Annotated in this window: 14 protein-coding genes; 12 read left to right on the top strand and 2 right to left on the bottom strand. The window is 43.6% G+C overall.

Translation table 11 applies throughout. The annotated features are described in order from the left end of the window. Positions 1–17: 17 nt before the first annotated feature. The 9 genes from ACFPFU_RS05025 to ACFPFU_RS04985 all read left to right on the top strand — a co-directional run bounded on the left by ACFPFU_RS05025 (position 18) and on the right by ACFPFU_RS04985 (position 15,293). Positions 18–1,733, top strand: coding sequence for a gamma-glutamyltransferase family protein (locus ACFPFU_RS05025; protein ID WP_377062140.1), 1,716 nt, complete (start codon positions 18–20; stop codon positions 1,731–1,733). Positions 1,734–2,148: 415 nt separating this feature from the next. Beyond that, positions 2,149–3,381 carry a Gfo/Idh/MocA family protein gene (locus tag ACFPFU_RS05020; RefSeq protein WP_377062138.1) on the top strand — a complete coding sequence of 411 codons (1,233 nt, stop codon included), beginning with the start codon at positions 2,149–2,151 and terminating at the stop codon, positions 3,379–3,381. A 40-nt stretch (positions 3,382–3,421) separates the two neighbouring features. After that, complete coding sequence (locus ACFPFU_RS05015) at positions 3,422–4,774, top strand: aspartate aminotransferase family protein (protein ID WP_377062136.1); 1,353 nt, start codon at positions 3,422–3,424, stop codon at positions 4,772–4,774. A gap of 464 nt (positions 4,775–5,238) precedes the next feature. Continuing rightward, entirely contained in the window at positions 5,239–5,811 is a 573-nt protein-coding gene (locus tag ACFPFU_RS05010; protein WP_377062134.1) for an RNA polymerase sigma factor, read from the top strand. 154 nt (positions 5,812–5,965) lie between these two features. Beyond that, positions 5,966–7,003 carry a FecR family protein gene (locus ACFPFU_RS05005; RefSeq protein WP_377062132.1) on the top strand — a complete coding sequence of 346 codons (1,038 nt, stop codon included), beginning with the start codon at positions 5,966–5,968 and terminating at the stop codon, positions 7,001–7,003. Between the two features lie 151 nt (positions 7,004–7,154). After that, complete coding sequence (locus tag ACFPFU_RS05000; RefSeq protein ID WP_377062130.1) at positions 7,155–10,568, top strand: SusC/RagA family TonB-linked outer membrane protein; 3,414 nt, start codon at positions 7,155–7,157, stop codon at positions 10,566–10,568. A gap of 22 nt (positions 10,569–10,590) precedes the next feature. Next, positions 10,591–12,006 carry a SusD/RagB family nutrient-binding outer membrane lipoprotein gene (locus ACFPFU_RS04995; RefSeq protein WP_377062128.1) on the top strand — a complete coding sequence of 472 codons (1,416 nt, stop codon included), beginning with the start codon at positions 10,591–10,593 and terminating at the stop codon, positions 12,004–12,006. A gap of 86 nt (positions 12,007–12,092) precedes the next feature. Next, on the top strand, positions 12,093–13,595 hold the full coding sequence (locus ACFPFU_RS04990) for a BNR-4 repeat-containing protein (protein WP_377062126.1): 1,503 nt from the start codon (positions 12,093–12,095) through the stop codon (positions 13,593–13,595). 336 nt (positions 13,596–13,931) lie between these two features. Continuing rightward, a complete protein-coding gene (locus ACFPFU_RS04985; RefSeq protein ID WP_377062124.1) occupies positions 13,932–15,293 on the top strand; it encodes a hypothetical protein in 1,362 nt (453 codons plus the stop codon). A 180-nt stretch (positions 15,294–15,473) separates the two neighbouring features. Here ACFPFU_RS04985 and ACFPFU_RS04980 read toward each other — a convergent pair whose 3' ends face one another. Beyond that, positions 15,474–18,074 (bottom strand): transglycosylase domain-containing protein, encoded by a 2,601-nt coding sequence (locus tag ACFPFU_RS04980; RefSeq protein WP_377062122.1) that lies wholly within the window; start codon positions 18,072–18,074, stop codon positions 15,474–15,476. Between the two features lie 790 nt (positions 18,075–18,864). Here ACFPFU_RS04980 and ACFPFU_RS25690 point away from each other — a divergent pair. After that, positions 18,865–19,173 (top strand): outer membrane beta-barrel protein, encoded by a 309-nt coding sequence (locus ACFPFU_RS25690; RefSeq protein WP_465263024.1) that lies wholly within the window; start codon positions 18,865–18,867, stop codon positions 19,171–19,173. Beyond that, positions 19,058–19,351: an outer membrane beta-barrel protein gene (locus ACFPFU_RS04970; RefSeq protein WP_465263025.1), complete on the top strand. Its 294-nt coding sequence runs from the start codon at positions 19,058–19,060 to the stop codon at positions 19,349–19,351. Before ACFPFU_RS25690 ends, ACFPFU_RS04970 begins: the two co-directional genes overlap by 116 nt. A 223-nt stretch (positions 19,352–19,574) precedes the next feature. On the opposite strand, the gene ACFPFU_RS04965 is transcribed toward ACFPFU_RS04970, so the two are convergent. Continuing rightward, positions 19,575–20,381: a CPBP family intramembrane glutamic endopeptidase gene (locus tag ACFPFU_RS04965; RefSeq protein ID WP_377062118.1), complete on the bottom strand. Its 807-nt coding sequence runs from the start codon at positions 20,379–20,381 to the stop codon at positions 19,575–19,577. A gap of 513 nt (positions 20,382–20,894) precedes the next feature. Between ACFPFU_RS04965 and ACFPFU_RS04960 the strand changes: the two genes are divergently transcribed. Further along, entirely contained in the window at positions 20,895–23,336 is a 2,442-nt protein-coding gene (locus ACFPFU_RS04960; RefSeq protein ID WP_377062116.1) for a CehA/McbA family metallohydrolase, read from the top strand. Positions 23,337–23,467: the final 131 nt, after the last annotated feature.

Raw genomic sequence — 23,467 nt, 5'->3', positions numbered from 1 at the left:
TAAAAAATTATAATCATATGAAACACAAAGTAGTTTTCTTGATTTGTTGCTGGATACCGGCGGCATTGTTTGCCCAGGAACTTGGGTATAAAAGTTTAGGAAATGAGGGCATGGTGGCTGCCAGTGAAAAAGCGCCGGTACAGGCTGGATTGGACATGCTTGAGGCGGGAGGAACGGCGGCGGATGCGGCAGTTGCCGTTATACTTGCCGAATCCGTAGTGGATTTTCCAAGGTTTAACATTGGCGGAGAAGTTACTTTTATGTTTTACGACGCGGAATCCCAAAAAGTCAAAGTGCTTTCCGGGGTGGGTGAAGCGCCACTGAGCAAGGAGGGGATAGATTGGTACATGAAAAACGGGATACCGGAGGACGATATCCGGGCAGCCCTGGTTCCTTCGGTAATAGACCTGTGCGTCAAAGCCCTGCAGCTTTATGGCCGCCTGAGTTTTGAGGAGACGGTGGCCCCTACCTTAAAATTGCTGGAAAGTGGAAGCCCAGTGTCATCCACCATCCGGTATTCGCTTTCGGAAGTCTCGCAGGACACCGGTTGGTACGGTGGTCTTGCCAGGACCTTGCGAAAGCTGGTGGAAGCGGAACAGCAACGCACAGGTAGCCGGGAAGAAAAATTGCAGGCGGTTGCAGACCGGTTTTATAGAGGGGATGTGGCGGATTCTTTGGCGGCCTGGTACCGATCAACAGGTTCTTTTTTCACAAAAGAAGACCTGGCCCAACATGTGACTGAGGTGGAGGAGCCGGTCAGCATCAATTATAAAGGCTTTACGGTATACAAAGCCAATACCTGGACACAAGGACCCGTTATGCTTCAAGCCCTTCGGCTGATAGAAAATTTTGATTTGCAGGCTTATGGGTACCTTTCTCCGGAATACATTCATGTGGTCACGGAAGCGCTCAAGCTCTCGTTTGCGGACCGAGACACCTATTATGGAGACCCATTGTTCGTGGAGGTACCTTTAAAGGAGCTTTTGTCCGATGAGTATACCCGACTCAGGGCGCCTTTGATCAATATGGACCTGGCGTCCGATGAATGCCGGCCCGGAGACCCGGTTGGTATGCAGGCACTGCTTGGAAAGGGGGAATATTTGAAAGCAATGGGCGGCACGACTGTTTGCAGTGTCATGGATAAATGGGGTAATATGGTAGCGGCTTCGCCCAGCGGTTGGGGCAGCAAGGCTGGGAATGGCGGAAGCACCGGCGTCACCCATGGCACAAGGCTCAAAAGTTTCAATACACTGGAAGGCCATCCAAACTGCATTGCCCCTGGAAAAAGACCAAGGGTGACCCTTTCACCAACCATCGTGTTAAAAGACGGAAAGCCTTTCTTGGCGATGTGTGCAGAAGGTGGAGATACGCAGGATCAGAACCAGCTCAACCTTTTTCTGGCCATCGCGGAATTTGGGATTTCGCCCTATGATGCCCTTACCATTCCCAGGTTCAACACCAACCTTTTTCAGGGGTCCTTCAACCCTTCAAGCGACAGGCATCAGGCATTGCCCCAGAACCGCATCCTTTCCATCAGGGAAGGATTGAGTATAGAACGCTGGCGGAGACTGGCTGATTTGGGGCATACCCTTCAACTGGATGAAAATAAAGTGAATATAGGGCATCCGGCCATCATTTATGTGGATCCGGGGACCGGGCAGGTTCATGGTGCCACAGACCCTTCAACGGCGAGGTTCACCGGAGCAATTAGGTCGAAAGAAGCAGCGTTTTGACCCTGCCTTGAAACCGCTACGTGATTCCCCGGCCCTATCCAGTAGAGAAATGAGTTTGTCTATATACCTGGAGCCTTGGCCTGTAAGGCGCCTTGAGCCTATGACAAGCGAACTTCATGAAAAACAAGAACATCGAAAAACCGGACACCGGGTTGATTTGTTGTTTTTTAAATCTGTTTTGTCAGATTTTAAGAAGGATATAGAATTATTTCTGGTAAATTATTTTTTGTATACAAAAAATGTTAAATTTGGTAAACAAAAATATTAAAAAGCGGTTGAACTTGATGAGAGAACATATAAAAAGACCCGGCTCGATGGGTTTGGTTATTTGTTTCTACCTTGAAAGTCACGATCACGGCTTTTAAATATCTTTCACCCGGAAAATTACATGTATGGCATTATAAATTGATGAACAATGGAAACGGAAAAAGATACAACTCATCGGTACAATCGCCGCGAATTTATTTCCAAAGCAGGGCTTTTGGGATTCTCTGTGATGGCCGGTCCAAGGTTTGCTTTTGCGGGCGAGCCGACCACTGAAAGGAAGGTAAGGATCGGCGTGGTCGGAGGACGTTTTGGGACAAGCTTTTATTTTCACGAACACCCCAATTGTACAGTGGAGGCAGTCAGTGATTTGCGGTTGGACAGAAGGGAGCGTTTACAAAAGGTATATCAATGTGAAAAGGCATATGAATCATTGACCAAATTGCTTAAGGATCCGAAAGTTGAAGCTGTTTTCATTGCCACACCCGCCCCCGATCATGCGGCACATGTGTTGGAAAGTCTGGAAGCTGGAAAACATGTGCTTTGCGCGGTTCCGGTGGCGTGGACTCTGGAGGACTGTGAAAGGCTGAGGGATGCTGTAAGAAAGTCCGGCTTGACCTATATGATGGCGGAAACCAGTACTTTTCATCAGGTGGTCATTTCGGCCCAAAACTATTATCGGGATGGCAAATTCGGGGATATTTTTCGGGTAGAAGCGGATTATCATCACCCGGGGCTGGAAGTATTGTTTTTCGAAGAGGGAAAACCCACATGGAGACATGGTTTGCCTCCCATGTTGTACCCCACCCACTGTACCTCATATCATATTTCGGTAACGGGAGAGCGGTTTCAAAATGTCAGTTGCCTGGGCTGGGGGGATGAGAGTGAAGCTTTGAAAGGTAATCCTTATAACAATCCGTTTTGGAACGAAACCGCGTTGTTTAAGACGGACAAAGGTCATACGAGCAGGATCTCTGTTTGCTGGAAGGGGGCACTGATGGGAACCGAAAGGGGGGAATGGCATGGCAGTAAAATGAGTCTATATGGCGATGATCCCAATGGATTGGGAGAAATGAAAGTGACAGCTTCAGAGGAATTGGGCAGGGATGACGCTGGGTTTCTGTTTAAGCAGGCCACCTTGGAAAAATACGATCAAATCCAATGGTGGAACACGGAATTGTTGCCGCAACCATTACGCCATGGCAGTGGACATGACGGTTCGCACACCTTTATCACGCATGAATTCATCGATGCCATTGTAAAGGAGCGAAAACCTAAAGTGGACATATATGAAGCCATTGCGTACACAGCGCCCGGTATAGTAGCCCATGAGTCGGCTTTGAAAGGAGGGGAATGGATGAAGATCCCGAATTTTGATATGTAGTTTCCTGTAGTCAATGAATACAAATAAAATCCATTTAATCATGAATAACTGGCCAAAATCACAAGCGCTTTTAAACAGAAACGAAAAATGGATCCCCGGCGGTGTCGTTTCGTTAAACCGGAAAGCCAACCCGAATATAGCCTTTTTCAAGGGCAAAGGCAGCCGTATATGGGACCTTGAGGGGAACGAGTTTATTGATTACCAGGCCGGTTTTGCTTCGGCCTTTTTGGGTCATAATGATTCAGACGTAAATGAGGCGGTGCAAAGGGCCCTACAGGATGGATCCTTATTGATGGGCGCGGGCCCTACTATTCACGAGGGTGAACTGGCAGAGCTGTTCTGTCAGGCTGTTCCAACGGCAGAAAGCATGCAGATTACCTGTACAGGGTCGGAGGCCACCTATCATGCCATAAGGATTTCCCGCGCGGTGACGGAAAGAGACCATATCATCATCATACAGGGAGGGTATAACGGGTGGCACAATGACGTGGCGGGAAATGTCATCAGTAATTTAGAGGATATCGGAGAAAGGGTCTGTCCGGGGGAATATCCATTTGTTCCCATGTCGGGAGGGATTCCTGATGTTCACAAATCCCTGGTGCATGTCATTAATTTTAATGATTTGGAATCCGTTTCCTATATCATCAAAAGGTTTCCGGTGGCCTGTATCATCCTCGAACCCATCTTACAGAACATTGGTATTGTCAAGCCACAGAAAGGATATTTGGAGGGATTAAGGCGGCTTGCAGACGAAAATGGATTTCTCTTGATATTTGATGAAGTGAAAACCGGGTTCCGTCATGCGTTAGGGGGATACCAAAGTATTTGTGGTGTAACACCGGATCTCAGTACCTTTGGAAAAGCTGTGGCCAATGGCTATCCCATAGGGGTGATTGCCGGGAAAAAGAAGTATATGGATTATTTTATCCACCCTGATCCCCATAAAAGGGTGTTGATCGCCGGGACGTTCAACGCGCATCCCATTACCAACATCGCAGCGATCACCACCCTAAAAAAATTGGCTTCCGATGAGTTCAGGGTGTATGAGCATGTGGAAATGCTGGGGAATATGCTGGAAAAAGGCCTGATAGACCTATTTGAAAAGTATGATTTTCCCTTTTTTGTGGCAAGGGAGAGATCGGCTTTTTGTGTTTACTTTATGGATCATGCCCCGAAGGATTTTCATGATATCCTCGCCCATCACCACTTTGAAATGGATACAGCCTATAGATTGGCCTTGATCGAAAAAGGCATTTTCAATTTTCCTTTGGCCATCAAACAGGGAAGCATATCTTATGCCCACACGGAAGCAGACATTGAAGAGACGCTCCTTAAAACGAAGGAAGTCTTGAAGTCACTGGTAAAAATGAAACCTGCTTTGATGAAAACGTGATATCTATGTGTGCTCTGATACTTTCACCCCATTATACTGAATCAGAATCTAGGTACGGAGGTCTTTTTAATCAATCTTCTGTCCGCTGTACCCTACAGACGGACAGAAGAGGGTGAAGATTTTTCGATTATGGCGATGGTGCCTTCAAAAACCCATGTCATGTCAGCCTGGGAAAGTTTTTGACGGATACGAAGGCAGACCGTGAATGTACATTTCACAGGGAACTGATAATATCGAAACTGAAATTCTCTTATCAGGCTGGACGGTTTTTGGAATTCATAAAAAAAGCTCTATTATTTCAATGGAGGCACTGTATTCCCATTTTTTTCATTTGTCGGACGACAGCAATAAAAATAAATGATTTTAATAAGATATTTTTTTTGTAACATCGGGTATAGATCCTAATTTTGATTGGTATAAATACCCAAATGACCATACAAAATACCAAGTATATTTTTAATTCAATGTGGAGCCGTGCTCATTCATCAGAGGACGAGCACCTTCCTGAGATGAAGCTTTGGGATGATTTCAGAGCGGGAAGTGATGCGGCTTATGTGGAGATCTATGAAACCCATTTTGAGCAATTGTATGCCTACGGAATACGAATTTCCGGAAGCAAAACATTGGTTAAAGATTGTATCCATGAAGTCTTCATTGACCTAAAAGAGTTGAGAAGAAAGCTGGGACCCACAGATTCCATTAAGTTTTACTTATTCAAATGTTTGAAAAGAAAGCTGTATAGGGAATTAAATAGATGGGATAAAAGAGTGCAATCTTTCAACACTGAGGGAAACTTCGAATTTTCTGTTTCTCCGGAACAACTCCTGATCGAACAACAAATTGATGAAGAAGCAAGAAAAAAACTGAATCAAGCTTTAGAGCAATTAAGCCCCAGGAGAAAGGAAATCATCTATTATTTTTTTTTCGAGGGATTATCCTATGAACAAACCCAGGAAATCATGGGGTTGGAAAATGTAAAAACCACTAGAAATTTGATGTATAAAACCTTGGGTTTTCTAAGGGATATATTGAAATAGGGTTGGTCCAATTTTTTGCAGAACAGATCTTGACAATTCCGGGAAAATAAATGCTCTGAATATCAACTTATTACAAGAAATGAATAAAAAAGACAGTTTTTGAAGGTGTTGTTTTGGCTAGCTCTTGCATTTATCGCAAATTTAACAAACTCAGATGCTTTCAAAACAAGATTTTTTGGCGAATCCGGAATTTGTCCAATGGGTCAAAAATCCAAATAAACAACTGGATGACTATTGGGACAAATGGATAAAGGCAAATCCAGATCAACTGGAGAATTTAAAGTTGGCGAGGGAGTTTTTGGTACGTCTTCAATTAAAAGACATCAAAGCTGAGGAAGGAATGAAGGAGGAGATTCTGAATTCTCTTTTGAAAGCCCAACCGGCACCATATAAACAAGTTGAAAAAAGGACTTTTAAATCTGAAAGGAGATTTTGGCAGAACCTGAGTCAATTTAACAGAGTTGCGGCAATTCTGTTATTCGGCTTTTGTATAGCCTGGATGATTGGTCCAGGAAAGGGCTCGGAACAAAATACGTTGGAAGATGGCCCTGCTGTTGTTATCCATAAAAGCACGAAGGCCGGCGAAAAGCTCCACCTGACTTTGCCGGACGGCACCCACATATGGGTGAATTCAGTCAGCCATATAAAATTTCCAGAGCGGTTTGATCACGTCGAAAGGCGGATTTACCTGGAAGGAGAGGCATTTTTTGAAATAGCAGAGGACACGCTTCGTCCGTTTGTTGTAGAGGCCAGAGGATTGTCTACCATTGCCTTGGGCACGTCATTTAATATCTCCACAAAAACCGAGGAACAGGTTAACATCTCGCTGGTATCAGGCAAGGTGAAGGTTTTACCCCCCTTAAAGAATAAGGAATTTTATTTAGATCCTGGCAAAGAATTGAAATTTGATACCAAAAGTCAAAGAGAATATATAGGAGATTTTAATATTAAAAATGTTACCGCCTGGAAAAATGGCACGCTTCTCTTTAAGGATGCCAGTTTGAGACGGGTAGTGAAGGAACTTGAGGAGTGGTATGGGATCTCCATCCGGGTTATAAACGGTGATAGGATTGACTGGAATTTTTCGGGTGAATTTCAGCATCAGACATTGGAAAGTGTTTTGGAAAGTCTGTCCTATATCCAAAAATTTAATTATTCAATCAATGGGAAAAATGTAGAATTTAAATTTTAAAAAGCATGATTAACAATAACGGACCCTAAAAATGCTGACCGGATTTTTCCGGTCAGCAAGAACTTCTGATCCGAAGGTGTAGGCCATTGGGGAATGATTGCACCAATGGATCAGGCTTACTGAAATATTCTTTCAATAAACATTCAAAATTATGAAAAATAACTTACTTAAGACAATTTATATGTTGTCCAGATACTTCCTGTTTGGGTTTTTAGTACAGCTTGTCTTTCTCAACTTTGGGCTCGCGGTCAAAGCCAACGGACAATATAAAAGCATAGACGATGTTGTGGTCCAAATTTCCGGCAAAGAGATCACCCTAGGTCAGTTCTTTAAGGAAGTCCAGCGACAAACTCCATTTAAGTTTTCCTACGACAGCAAAGAGGTCGATCGGACGAAAATCCTGTCCTTCCCATTCGAGCAGGGGATTTTAGAAGAATTTTTGATAGAGGTGGCCAAACAGGGCGTTTTCTCAATCAGGCAGAACAATCACAGTATCGATGTCTTAAAAGATGAGAGGCGCCAGATAAGCATCCAAAGGGATGATCCTATTACCATTTCGGGTCAAGTCATGGATGAAAAAGGGGATCCATTACCGGGGGCCACCATCTCGGTGAGAGGAACTTCTGTCGGAACGGTGACAGATATAGATGGATTATTTTCATTGGAGGTTGAAGTGGGGGCAACGATCACTGTTTCTTTTATTGGGTACACCAGCCAAAATATTGCCATAGGCTCACAAACCAATTTATCAATTAGAATGGTCCAGGATTCAGAATCTCTTGAGGAAGTAGTGGTGACCGCATTTGGCATAGAAAGACAAGAGAAAGCCTTGAGTTATTCGGTGCAGAAAGTTGAGGGCGAGGCAGTTTCCAGGGTAGGAAACCCCAACATTTTAAATGGGTTGCAGGGAAAGATTGCCGGGGTAACCATCCGGCAAACTACCGGGGCACCAGGGAGTTCTCCTGCCGTTAATATCAGAGGGAGTAGGTCAATTACAGGAAACAACCAACCCTTATATGTGGTGGATGGTTTGCCAATTTCCGGGCGAGTTATAGATTTGAATCCAAGTGATATAGCTTCTTTAAACGTGTTAAAAGGACCTACTGCTGCCGCTCTGTATGGGCTAAGGGCATCCAATGGTGTCATCGTGATTACTACCAAAAGGGGAAAATCTGCCATAGGTCAACCCATTATCTCTGTGGAAACCGGATATAACTTTGATCAGGTTACAAGATTACCCAGACTACAGACCACTTACGCTCAAGGAAACAACGGACAATTTGACCAACAAAGTGCTTTTTCATTTGGGCCCAGGATTGACACCCTGGGAGTATATACCAATTTTCTTGGGGAACAGGAACAGGCCGCGGTATATGACAATGCCGGGGATTTTTTCAGAACCGGGGGAACGAAGAACTTTAATGTGGATGTGGCCAATACATTTGAAAGAGGAAATTATCAAATTGGTGTGGGTTACAGCGGCCAGCATGGAATCATTGAAAATTCAGGTTTTGAAAGATTAAACATTAAACTTGCTTCAGATTACTCCATTACGGATAATTTGAAAATAGGAACTTCCGTGAACTTCTCTTCATCGGATCGGGATCAGGTAGTAGACGGTGGGGGCAACTCCAGTTTATTTTATGCGGCTTACTTTGCTCCGGTATCCTACAACCTGAAAGGTAAGCCCATCGCCCAGCCCGATAATCCCTATGAACAAATTAATTTTAGAAACGCACATGACAATATTTACTGGTCCGTGCAAAACAACAGCAACAACAGCTCAACTGTCAGAACTTTTGGCAATGCCTATCTGCAGTACCAGCCGCTTGATTGGTTGACTGTGAACTATAGGGTGGGCATAGATTACTTCCAAACCAATAATAAAATTGTGTTTGCCCTTGGCTCCGGCCAACAGGGGAGAAGAACTTCACCGCCGAGCGGCGGAAGCATAACAGACCAAATGATTTACAACCGGAATTTCAATTCGAATTTCAATCTGAATTTCAAAAAGGATTTCGGAGACGATTTTGAATTTGATTTCTTACTGGGCAATGAAGTTTTCGATATTTACAGTCGAAATATGCAGGTGGTAGGAAATGATATCACGATCGGCGGTTTCAATCATATATCCAATACTTCTTCCCAAAACAGTACCGAATCTGTACAGCAAAGCAGGGTTGCAGGTTTCTTCGGTAACCTTTCCCTGTCATGGAGGGACATGCTGTTTTTGAATGCATCAGGAAGAAATGATGTGGTATCCAATATGCCTAGGGGGAATCGGTCATTTTTTTACCCATCAGTGGGTTTGGGCTTTGCTTTTACCGAGTTAATGAATACTTCTTCCCGGTTATTGGAGTTTGGTAAATTACGGGCAAGTGTAGCGGAAGTTGGTCAAGCAGGGCCTATATACGTGGCAAATACCGTTTTTGTAAGGGGAAATGCCGGCGGGGGATTTGTGTTTCCATTTGATGGTCTTAATGCATTTACCCGTTCAAACAACTTGATTAGCGCGGACCTTCAACCGGAAAATACCAGAACGACGGAAATTGGCATAGATTTAAGAGGCTTTGACAGGAGGATTAATTTGGATTATACCTATTATACTACCATTGCCGACGGCCAGATATTTAATGTACCTGTTCCTATTTCCACTGGTTATGGGACAGAACTGAGAAACGCGGGACAAATGTCTGTCAAAGGTCATGAGATTGTGCTGAACGTGGTCCCCATTAGGGCTGCAAATTTCTCCTGGGATCTGACCACCAACTTTACCACGTTTACCAACAAGGTGGAAAGTCTGGCAGATGGGGTTGAAAGGCTTAACCTGGGAGGTTTTAGGGCAAATATCGTAGCAGAGGCGGGTCAGGAGTACCCTTTTCTCAGAGGCATTGGTTATGCAAGGGATCCTGTAAGTGGGGAAGTGGTGGTGGATTCAAGACCAACTCTTCCCAATGGCAACATCAACACCCGGTATGGTATGCCTCTGAGGTCAACGCAGCCGGTTAATTTGGGAAGTGTCAATCCGGATTTTGAATTCGGATTTATCAATCAGTTCACTTACAAGGGTTTCACGCTTATTGCCCAGATAGACTGGAGGCAGGGAGGGAAGATTTCTTCGGGTAGCAATCGGCTCGGCAAGTTATATGGAAGTTTAATGGAAACCGAGGCAAGAACCGAGGATTACATCTTTTCGGGGAAGATGGGGTATTTCCAGGAGGATGGTTCATTGGTAGTGGAAGGGGATAATAATATTGTGATCAACAGGGATGAAACTTTTTACCGGATAAATGAAGACCCTATTATAGAATCCAATGTGTATGATGCCTCTTTTGTTAGACTTAGAGAAATAAGGGCTTCTTACGACATCCCCGCTACATGGGTACAGAGATTCAACCTCAGGTCAGCGTCAGTTTACCTATCAGGCAGAAACCTTTGGTTAAACGCCGCACTTCCGAACTTTGATCCGGAACTGAATACCGGAGGCGGAAATGCGCAAGGAGAGGAATATATTGTGTATCCCCAAATCCTTAGCTTTGGCGGAGGGGTGAGAGTCTCCTTCTAATTAACCTAAACCTTAAGAAGACATGAAAAATTTAGCCATACGATTTAAAATTATATACTTAAGTATTGTGCTGGCCTTTGCCATTGGTTGTAGTGAGGATATTATGGATCAGATTGACGCCAATCCCAATGCTCCTGAAGACGTTTCCATCAATTTGCTTTTACCTCAGGTAATAATGAATGCGGTGAGGACTGTATCCGGCAGTACAACAATATTTGGGGTTTCCACTTATGTTGAACATTCTGCAAATGTGCGAATAAACCCCATAGACCCTTGGGATGTCAGTGAAAGCCATTGGTCAAGTTGTTACTATGGGTTAAATGACTTGGAGTTTATGATCGGGAAAGCCGAAGAGGAATCCAATTTCGATTATTTGGCGATAGGCCAAATACTCTATGCCTATGTACTAAGCAATCTGACTGACTTATATGGAGACATACCCATGAGCGAAGCAGTAAAAGGCAGTGAATTCAGAACGCCCAGATTTGATTCTCAAGAGATGGTATACAGCTACCTCTTTACCTTGCTCGATGATGCCATTGAAAACCTTGAAAGACAATCGGTGGGTAATCCTGGCAATACGGATATGATTTTCGGCGGCGACATGGAAATGTGGAGAAAAACAGCTTATGGCCTTAAAGCCAGGTTCCATAACAGATTAAGCAACATTGATCCTGAAGGCTCGGCCAATGCCGCGTTGGCGGCGTTGCCCAATTCTTTTTATTCAAGCGAAGAAGGATTCGGGTTCAACCGTTATCAGCAAGAAAGCAGTGTTTATAACAATCCATGGTCGGCCTTTCAAAATTCTCAAGAGCTGTTCGCTGTCGGAAAAACCCTTGTCGACCTGATGGAAAGTTTTTCCGGAGATTTAATGAATGACCCCAGGGCTCATACCTCGTTTTCTTTGGTTGATGGCGAGGTAGTTGGCGCGCCGACCGGGGCAAATCTGGCTGACCCTTCACATAACCGATATTCACAGCCTTCCAGATCCCAGATGTTGTATAATGGGGCGCCACAGCCCATTTTACAATATGACGAGTTAAAATTCATAGAAGCAGAGGCATATTTTAGGCTTCAAAACCGTGAAGCTGCTTTTGAAGCCTTTCAAGCGGGCATAAGGGCGACATTGCAAAAAAATAAAGTCAATGAGGAAGAAATAGAAGCATACCTTCTGCTTCCCGGAATGCCTGAAAGTAGCGAGGAACTAACCTTGGAACACATCATTGGTCAAAAATATATCGCGTTTTGGCTATACCAACCTTTGGAGGCTTTCAATGATTTCAGAAGAACGGGAATTCCTGAAATGAGCAACCCCAACGGCACCCCCCTTCGGATTCCCTATCCTATCTCCGAAGTAAACCGCAATCCCAATACGCCTACAGAAATAAATGATGTGACCATTTTTACTACCCCGGTATGGTGGGCTAAACGAAACTGACTTTTCAAAAACCAGCGCTTAGGAAGGTTTTGAAATGAAACCTTCCTAAGTTTTTAAAAACTTCAATCACACTAAAATCAATCGATATGAACTTCGTCAATATAACCCAGAGAATATATTTGCTTCTACTTTTTCTATTCCCAATACTTGCAGAAGGCCAACAACAAACCAGTCGCAGCGTTCATTCTGATGCGCGATTTTCTGAGGCTGTATTGCTGAATCAACCCTTGGACGGCTTCAAGGGTATCTGGTATTCCAATCAGCCCTCTTCTGATGAGTTTGTCTATAAATACAGCGGGGGTCTGGGAACATACCCTTCAAATCATTACCCCTTTTCGGTTTACGCAAAAGAGGTGGACAAAACCTTTTTCTGTTATGGCGGAGCCAACGAGGAAGGTAGTTTGATTCATGTGGTATCCTATTTTGACCACAAAACAAAGAAGGTGGCCAGACCTGTAGCCGTATTGGATAAAGAAACCGGTGATGCACATGATAATCCTGTAATGAGCATGGATAAGGAGGGATACATTTGGATATTCTCTACCTCACACGGGGTTTGGAGACCTTCTTATATTCATAAAAGTGTACAGCCTTATGACATAAGCGAATTCAAGCCCATAGAAGCTACCAAATTAGAACATGGTAAGAAGGTCCCTTTGGATAATTTTTCTTATCTACAAATGTACTATGATCCCAATTTTGGTTTTTTGGGTTTATTTACCCATTATGAACAAAAGGAGTTAAGGTATGGGAAAAAACAAAGCCGAATCATCAGCTTTATGACCAGCGAAGACGGAATTAACTGGTCAGAATGGAATGATATTGCCAGTATAGAAGAGGGGCATTATCAAACAAGTTTTTATAAGGATGGAAAAGTAGCCACAACGTTCAACTACCATCCCAATATGGAAAGTGGATCAGGTCTCAATTATAGGACCAATTTGTACTATTTGGAAACCAATGATTTCGGGAAATCCTGGCAAACCATACAAGGAGAACGTATAGCCTTGCCTTTAGCAGACATTGACAATAAGGCCCTGGTAAAAGATTATACCAGCCTGGGGCTAAACGTGTATATCAACGATGTGAATTTTGATAAAGACGGCAATCCGGTCATTCTATATGTCACAAGCGGAGGCTATGAAGCCGGTCCTTCGAACGACCCCCGGACTTGGAATCTGGCCCACTGGACCGGTGCGGAGTGGACTTTCAGTGAGATTACAACTTCTGACAACAATTATGACATGGGGTCAATATATGTAGAGGACAATGGTACATGGCGGGTAATTGGACCTACCGAGCCAGGCCCGCAGGCCTATAATACCGGAGGAGAAATGGCCATGTGGACCAGCAAAGACGAGGGTAAAAGTTGGAAAAAAGTAAAAAGCCTCACGTCGAACAGTATGAAAAACCATTCATATGCCAGAAAATCCGTCGAACCGCATCCCGACTTTTACGCTTTTTGGGCGGATGGTCACGGACGGGAACCTTCCGGTTCCAGTTTATATATCGCTACCAAAAAAGGAAAAGTATTTCAACTTCCTAGGGCAATGACTCAGGATCTTATGAAGCTAAAACTTCTGAAATAAATTTTAAACAAATCTGATATTTCCCCCCGGCTTAGTTTATCACTCAGGTTTACATGGTGTCGTGTCATATCAGAAACGATGCTTGCTTTTGCTCACCCTCTGTCCTCCTGATATTCAGGATAGACTCTAGAGGGCAGGCGTACAGTTGCTTAGCCGCGGGGAATATTTGGAAAAGGGGCGGGTTGACATATTTGAAAAGTATGATTTTCCTTTTTTGTGGCGGGCCAAACGTTAAAAACAAGACATTTTCCCCATAAATTAACTTTTACTAACTAATCATTTAGCTAAAATTAAAGATTTATTTGGTATCTTTGATCAAATCAGATTTTAATTGGCATGAAAACATATACCAAGGGATCAATTGTTTTGTTCTTTTTTTCAATTGTGCTCACTACCAAGGCCCAAAATTTTCTTGATGTAGAACTTTACGGAGGTTTTAATAAGAACTACTTCCAGGCGGGGGAACGGGTGGTCGATTATGACATACAGTTTTCGAGCCCATTGGGTCAGCATGCGGGTTTAAATTTTCTTCCAAGAATCAGTGAGGATTGGCAGATGAGCATTCAAACCGAGTGGATGCGGTCAGCCATTCGCCTAGATAGGAATGGAACCCGGGGTAACAATAATTTTAACAACTATGGCAACTATGCCTTGGGGGTCCGGTACAATTTGGAAAAGGAAAACCATGCATTTTATATTCAGCCTTCTATGGGCATTTCAGTAAATACGTTCCACCAGCCCATGGAAGATTTTTCCGGTGTTGTCAGCCGCAGGGATGTTCATTTGGTTGCCAGGGCAGAGGCGGGGGTGAAGTTTTATACCAAGAGCAGAAATTACCTGCTGTTGGGGATAAGACATCAGCAAGGGTTTGTTTCCGGCGAACCTTATGGGAGAGGCCCATGGATGGGTTTACCCGTATCGGGTAGCAATTCCTATACCGGGATGTTTATGGGCTATGGCATCAACACCGGCAATTGGTCCAAATCGAAAACAAAGTCGGATAAAGCTGAAAAGCCGGAAACAGAAGACCTTTGGTCAAAAGGCATCTATGTGATGGGAGCTGCCTCCCTGCGGAGGGTGATTGACCCCGTAAATGACCCTACCGATGATTTTCAAAATTTAAGCACAGCATTCAGGTTGGGCTTGGGATACAGGTTTGGGGACTTCTCGGCCGAGGCGGGATACGCCGGTTTTAGGGGCAGAAACGTGTATCAGCTTGTAAATTCTGAAGAAATCATCTTGGATATCCGTCACAGAAGATTCACGGCTTCTACCATTCCGGTTACCTTAAGGTACGATCGGGCATTGCCGATGAAAAATAGCATCCGTTTGGGGGCTTCTATTACCACGCATATTCCCCTAAGTGTGCAAAACGGGGGAGAAGGTATCATAAATTATGGAGGAGCTAGGTTTATAGACGGGCAAGAAATCCCCTATCAAGCCCAGGTAAACGGACTTGCCACGGAGAGTCATGGGGTATTCTTTAATTCCGGTATATATGCTGAAATGCCGCTGTTCAGGAGGGGACTGTTCTCCATCAAGGCATCAAGAAATTTCCAAAGCCCGGCTTTTGACCGTGCGCAAGTGGACTTTCAGTCAGAGGGAACCTCCTATTCCTTTGAATCAGAGGGCACTTTAAACGGCTGGCTGCTGGAAATGGAGTACAGACTGCCACTGCATCAGTTTTTTAAAAGATGATCGGTGTGACCGGCACTGTGGGCTCCTGCGGTAGCGGCCAGTGTCCTGCGGTCCTCTTCGTTCAGTGTGAAACTTTGTCCTTTTCTTGCCATGGACCAAAGATTAAAATTAATTCGGTTATAAACAGATCTTTACACTGGTTACAGCACCATGACAGGGATTTTGACCCAATGGAAGGTTTCATACTTTAGGTAATTGGCCATCAAAAAGCGGTTGTAATTCAGGGGCAAGATGACGAAGTAACTGCGCAGACAGCGAGCTTGTGAAAGCATGCCCTGAAGCTTCACGGCCTGAAACATATACAGTAATGGTACCAAAGAATTGATCACCAATGAAAAATACAAGTGTGGATGTACGGTTCAGAGTCCTTGATTCCAGCAACGTGCCCCTTGCACCGAAAACCTGGATCCGGTTATTCCCGGTACCGGTTTTACCCCCTATAGTCAAAACCTTGCCCTTTGATGTTATCATAGAACCGGCAACTCTGCGCGCAGTTCCCTTTTCCACGACTTTTACCATTGCCTCGTGTACCACTGCTGCTACTTCGGATGAAATCACACGCACACCTTCGGCAGGCTCCCGTTCTATCACCGTTTCGTAGGGTGTACCAGAGGCAAAGTGTATCTTTTCGATGTGAGCCATTGGCATTCTGATGCCGTCATTTAATATGATGCCAACCAGTTCAGCAAGAGCATCAGGTCTGTCGGCGGATGAGCCTATGGCTGTGGCGTAAGAGGGTACCAGAGAGGGAAAAGGATAACCTACTTTACGCCATGCCTTGTGTATCTCAAAAAAAGCATCTTTTTCTATTACCTGCCATATCCGGTTATCCTGGGCTCGTTTATTTCGGTGCTTGAAAAGCCACCTGTACACCTCCTGTCGCACCTCAGCGCTGGCTCCTGACCAGTCGGCCATGCTGGCACCGGGATTATGATAGAGATATGAAACAAGCCATAATTCAAGGGGATGAACGCTGGCCAGGTATCCGCGGTCTTGCCAGTTGAGTGGTTCAATGGCTGCCCGGTTGAATGCGGCAATCTTGTCCTGAGGGGCAGGTACTATGTGAATATCCCTGATTGCAAGAAACTCTTCTATCGAAGCTTCGGGCCGGATGGAACGGAAAATCCAAGCTGCACGTCTCGGATTGGTTTGGCGGTCTTTCAATGCTTCCCTGATCAGTTCATCTCCAATTTTACCTACGTATTTACGGTAAAACTGATCCATAAACTGCCGGCCTTCCATATCGGCAAAGCGCGATAAATATTCCAGGCGGCGCGGGTCGTGAGGATCGTCGAGCATACTGGTGGGGTTGCCCGGCAGGCGCACGGCGTAGTAATAAACAATGTCTCTCATCAGCCGGATATAGGGAAGGTTAACAGAGTGGTTGAACGCCTCGGATAAAGTCATCATCAGACCTTCGTGTTTGCCATCGAAGTTATTGAATCTATGCATTCCGCCACCGGTAAAAAAACGTTCAGATGTACTTGCGGAATATCTGCGCTGCATTGCTGCTTCAAGTAATTGCCGTTGGGTTGCCTCTGGATGATTTGCCAGGTAATCAAGGGTCCACCGCTTGATCGTGTCTCTTTGCGGAGTAGGAATCTGCCGAAGTTCCTGTGAAGTGGCACCTGCATAAGTCTCATAAAGGTCGCTGATGATCTCTAGATAATTTATAAGCACCCTGAGTTTGGCAGTGGATCCCAGCTCTAGCTTTGTACCGTTGTTGATGTTTAGGGGCATGTTGACATTGTCAGTCTGAACACGAAGTAAATTGCCCTGGGGTGTTCTTTCATAAAGCACTACCGCATACTTAATACTTTCCGGATCTCCGGAAATAAGCCGAAACCCTTCGAATCCTTTCTTGCGGATAAATCCGGGATCATGCAGCCGCTGAAGCACTTGTGTAACCGCCTGCTGCACCTCTCTGTTAAAAGTGGTTTGAACAGTTAAATCGAATCGGTCGAGATCGTATAAGCTGTTGACCTGAAGTAGATTCAACAGTTCTGTACGGACAGAATTGGCGTCTTTACGGTCTATAAATGAGACAGCGGCCTGTTCCGGTGCAACCCGGCGCAGATTTGTGCCCATCTGGTATTCAGGTTGATGTAGATCGGGAGAAATCATTCCTTTACGCAACAGTATTTTCAAATAACTATCCGTCATCTGGTTCAGATGCAGGCGGCCTTCTGTTGTTTTAAGGTAATAAGAGGGACGTCTCTGGGCAATGAACAAACTGAGTACACGACGGAACATTTCAGCTCTTACTTCCTTTTCTTCTTTGGTCAAATCATCGGCATCGGCAAAAAAAAGGCTATTGTAATCTTCGAACCCGACTCCATACCAAGCCCACATACCGTCACCCAAACCGATCACTTCCCCAAAACCAGGAATTGCGGCAAGCGGTAGTGCATTGAAATAGTTGAGCACGATATTCTTCCGGGACTCAAATGTTTGCTCTCCGTTAAGATAGCTCCGTAACGAAGCAGACAACATTTGGTGCATTTTTTGCCAAACATTTTTTGTGACTCCCTCCGGCGAGTGGCGCAATTTTTCAAGCTGTGTGGCAAGTGTACTTCCTCCCGGTACCGACCGCGGGCTGCCCATTTTGGACAGGACTTTTTCCATAGCAGCTTTCCCTAGCCGGTTCCATTCAATGGCGGGGTTCATATATGGCTTGCCCGGGTCAAGCAGCGTGCGGTTTTCAATAAATAACAGTGTTTGGACAAGCACCGGAGGTATATCACTATAACTTTCATATACCCTTTGCGGAAATCTATTCATATAGATCGGTTGTCCATCCTCGGCCAGTAAGGTTAATCCGGCCTGGTTTTTCTGACGGTAAATCGGGTGAATACCGAATTTTGATAGCCAATGAATACGGTCAGAAACCCGGGCCTGTGCTTTAACTTGATATTCGGAACCGGTAAGGGTTGTCATAAATTGAGGTAGTTGGGCATACCCAAGCCTCAAATCATATGGTCCACGGGTGGAAGACAATGGGGCGGCTGCCGGGCCTGCTTCTGTATGAAAAATCAAATCTCTGGAAACGGAGGAAAAGAACCATGCCTGCATTCTCGACGTGTGTACCTCGAATAATGTGAGTATTGAAATCAACAGTGGAACTAAGGCAATAAAGACCGAAAATTGATACTTGGGCCTGATAATGATCAGTTTCCAATGCGCCGTTACACTTTCACCGAACGACTTTTGCAATTTCTCAAACCTGGTTAACATTTTTCAGAAACTACGCATAAATCAATGTGTCTGTAAATTAATCGGTTAGAAGCTTTCAGGAGTTTTCTTTGGTGCCAATTTCGTAGCATGGCCACAGCCCTCCGAAGAAAATTGTTTCCTAAAACCTTGATTATTAACAGTTTAATATTGATAATAAAGGCGCTTTGTTTTTAGTCCGCTGCCTTTTTCCCTTCTATAAATATACCGCTTTTTGGACTGAAATCAGCCTATTTGGGCAGTTTTTCCATCATAGAAATTTATGAAAAACCGATGGAGGCGGCAATGAAAATCCCGTGTCACAAATCCAAGAAAGCCACTGTGAAAGCCGGTTTTAAAATTGATCATCGCATTGGATCATCAGGAAAAAGACCAGGAATCTCAGGGGTTTGGCAATTTCTTCCCCAGTATCTTTTATAAAAAAACAATCCATGATAACCTGAACCTCAATTTTGGTTACTCCAGTAGAATACAGAGACCTACTTTTAATGACCTGGCCCCGTTTTGTGTTTTTCATGGATCCCAATACATTTATTTCAGGGAATCCAGGTCTCTGGCCGGCGCTTATCAAGAGTTTCATAACCGACATCAATATCAAAAGAGCCAGCCTTTCTTTGGAATACAGCCACACCAAAAATGCCATAGCTAATTTTCAGCCTGAAAAGGATAACCTCAACAACAGGCAGATTTTCCGCTCCCAAGACCTGGACTATCACCAAATCTATAGCATCAATCCCAGCCTTCCCTGGATCAGCAATGATTGGTGGGATCTTCAATTGAATACGGGAGGTTTTTATAACAGGTTAAGGACTTTGCATCTGAAATAGAATTTTAACGTAGGAGCAACAAATTTTATGGTAAATGTGACTCATAACTTCAATCTTCCAAATAACTTTTCCGCCCAGATCCCGGCAACAGTTAGGACTTACAACATTGATCACAATCATTTTATTCTTTCCTTCAGTGACATTTTTTCAAAATACGCTTTGAATCCCCTTGTTGTGTTAATAACCGAAAACGCCTCCAAATGGAACTGTTTTTAGTCCATATTTACCCTAAATGAAACTTTGCGCCTTGACTCTCATCTGCCTTCTGATAGATGAAGAATGCCAAAACCAATGTAATCAAAGGCAACATAAGCCCAAACTCCCCTGTAAAATAGGCTGAAGTTCCTGAATCTTCGGTGATCCGTCCAAAAAAAGCCTGGACCACCCCGTTATGTGTCGCGTGGAAAATGGCAACCGGCCAAATGCTGCCGGATTTCATTCTCAGCCAAGCAAAAATAATTGCTGCTGAAACAACCAGTACAGAAAAACAGAATATCCGATAGGCTAGTGGTGCAGAGGAATCTCCATAACCACCCGATATAATTCCGGGAAAGTGCCACAGGGCCCAGACAATTCCACTGATCCAGCCGGCCTTTTTAAATCCGGTCCATTTAGAAAGTTCGGGGACCAAAAAGCCCCTCCATCCCAATTCTTCACCTAAACCCAAAATCACGGCAGGGATTAAATTGAATAAGGTAATGTAAAAAAATGCCATAATAATAACCGGCGCATCGCTTTGGGTATCCATCCCTAAGGTGAGCCGGGCCCGTTCCAGAAAGGTGGGATTAGGCACATCTGCCAGCTGCAGAAGCCAAATCAACATGTAGGCAAGGGTGGCGATGAGAATTGGCAACAGCCAGCCCAGGGCCATCCATTTGGCACTGAGTTTCCATCCAAATTCCCTGAAATCTCTTTTGGAAGCGATGGTTGCGATGATTGCCGCTATTCCCGGTGTCCACATGATCAGCAGACTTGAGACATTCCCATTTCCGGTTTTGGAAATGGCGAGATGGGCGACAGCAGTTAACATTATCAGAACAATTAAAAAAAGACCGACTCTTTTTTGGGAAACATATTGCTCCTGATGTAAGATTGCATTTTCGGTTTTCATGGGGATCTACGTTGAAACTGATTTTGGATAGGTTTTGATTTTATATAAACCGGAATTCCACCAGGCCCTTTCTATATGTATGCCAATTTAAAAAACCGTCAAAACCAATCTGATTCAGGTATTTACCGAAAAAAACGAATAAAATTCCGGACATTTTCTGCTCGATAATGAACAGTGAAAAATCCATAGGTATTTAAAGACAGACCGGATTTTAAAGTTTGGGGTAAAATGACGCCAGAAAAAATCCGCACAACATTTAAAGCCTTTTTGAACCCATTTTATTCCTAAAACAGACAAAATCGATAAAAATCACGGTAGATATTTTTAACTTTATTAACCAAGCTAAAATCCGCAGGATTTTCGGGAATACTTCAATTACAAGGTAAACTTAAAATGTTTCATTACACTCCAAAGTGACCGATAACTTGAATTATGAGAAAAACATTGCTGTTCCTGTTTCTGGTGTCATCAACTTCCTCCCTTTGGGCGCAACACCATGACCACCATGCACAAAATGTGCAATTACTGGAGAATATTGAGCCACAGCCATTGATTGCCAATGCGATTAGAGTAGGAGAGGCATTATCTTTTATTGGAAGCTCTCTTCCTACGGAGTATTTGGAAAATTTAAATTCCATACAAGAGATGCCTTTCACCAAGGAATCGGTAAGAAGGGTTCAGGAAATCCTCGACCCCTTTTGTTTGGCTTCAATTGAAATCAATCCGGAATCCAGAGTTAAAGTTTTTCAAGGAGCTGCAGAACCTATTTTGATGGAGGAAGGTTGGTCTACATTTTTGGTTAAAGTTCACAATCAAGCACATGTAACGTCGGTTATAGAAGCTGAAAGCCCCAACTCGTTACCCGTCCTTCACAGATCCACTGGCAACCACCGAATGGATGAGAAAAATTTTTTAAGCGCTGGTCAATTGGATAATCGATTTTTGGAAATACAAATGTTTAATGATCGTCCCTTAAAACCGAATTTATCAGGATTTGATTTAGAATATGCCATTATTCAAATCTTTAGTAAAGTATCAGGGAAAAAAGAAGTCAAAATCGGATTTAACGTAGGTCAGGGAACACAGGACATTGGGTTTAGAAATACCATTGATATACTTTTCGATATTCAACCGGCTGTAAAAGTGACTTTCAATGTTAATGATTGGGATGGGGCTTCCACCATTGCTTCATTTATTGTTACAGATGGTATTGACCGGTTTTCAAAAAGTGAACCTCAGTCATATTATCCTGAAGATTATCGGAATAAAATGGCTATGACAAGGCATTGGGAAGAGCCGGCAAATAAAGCGTTAACCCATAAAATTTCCTCCAAAAATAAACTGAACGGCATTTATCCACTTCCTTCAAGAAGGGTGGCATCGCGGGATGAGTTTCCTGACTTCTTCTTTCAGCCTCAAGTATATAGAATGGATGGAGAATATATTTATTTACCACCCGGTAAATTTCAGGTGGTCTATGGAAAAGGACCAGAATACCATATTCAGCATAAAGAAATAATTGTTCCTGAAAAAATTGACGCTATGGAAGTTGATTTTTCTCTTAAAAGATGGATTAATATGGCTTCTTTAGGATGGTTTAGTGGAGACCATCATATCCATGCTGCGGGTTGTTCCCATTATGAAAGCCCAGAAGAAGGTGTGCTTCCCGAACATATGTGGAGGCAAATTCAAGGGGAAGATTTGAAATTGGGAAGCAACCTTACCTGGGGCCCAAGCTGGTACCATCAAAAAAAATATTTTACCGGCAAGGATCATCCGTTTTCGGACCTTAATAATATTTTGAGATATGATATTGAAGTTTCAGGTTTTCCTTCTTCACATGCAGGCCACTTGGTGCTCTTAAATCTGAAGGAGGATGATTATCCCAATACTTCTGTAATTGAAGATTGGCCCAGTTGGACATTACCGATTCTGACTTGGGCCAAAGAACAAGGGGGAGTTACAGGATATGCGCATTCAGGACTTGGACTTTACCCGGTACAACCCACAGATGAACTGCCGAATTATGTTTTGCCGAAAATGGATGGCATAGGCGCAAATGAATTCATTGTTACCGTTACGCATGATGTGGTGGATTTTTATTCAATGGGAAATACGCCTGCTCCAGCGGAATTGAATATGTGGTACCATACACTTAACAGTGGATTCAGAACGAGGATTAGTGGTGAAACAGATTTCCCTTGTATATCCGATGAACGTGTTGGATCAGGTAGAATTTATGCCAAATTGGATGGAGAATTATCATTCTCTAATTATATGGAGGCATTGAAAATTGGCCGAAGCTATGTATCTGATGGGTTTTCACATCTTATTGATTTTCAAATAAACGACGTCGTTTTAGGCGATAATAACAGTGAATTGAAAGTAAAGAAAAATACGGTATTGGATATTTCTGTTAATGCCGCTGCATTCCTTTCTGAAATTCAGGATGAAATCGGCAGTATCATAGCATCCCGGGGTGAATACCAATCACCTTATTGGCATATAGAAAGGGCAAGAATTGGAAATTCAAGAAAAATACCAATTGAATTGATTGTAAATGGTGTTTCTGTTGAAAAGCAAGAAATAATAGCAGATGGAAATTGGAATAATCTGAAATTTGATTTTCCAATTGAAAGATCCAGTTGGATTGCAATAAGGGTTTATGCCAGTGCCCATACCAATCCGATTTTTGTGTTGGTTGATGGAAATCCAATCAGAGAAAAAGCAAGTGCTGAATGGTGTCGAAAAGCTATTGACAAATGTTGGGAAATGAAAAGCGTAGGGTTTAAAAAGGAGGAAAAAGAAGCCGCCAAAATGGGATATGATTATGCGAGAAAAGTCTTTGACGACATAATAATGCAGGCAGATTGAATTTCATTTAAAAATGAATTCAAAACTATCTATACCGGATCCTGAAGATCCAATTATCATGCTATACAAAGTAACCTTCTAATTTTACGCTGTAAAATGTCACGTTTTTAGGGTAGTAGGGGAGAAGCATA

It is taken from the genome of Negadavirga shengliensis, from assembly GCF_042652345.1.
In the GTDB taxonomy this organism is placed as follows: Bacteria; Bacteroidota; Bacteroidia; order Cytophagales; family Cyclobacteriaceae; genus Negadavirga; species Negadavirga shengliensis.
The sequence above is the reverse complement of the archived record's forward strand: the minus strand, read 5'-3'. Positions and strand labels throughout refer to the sequence as shown.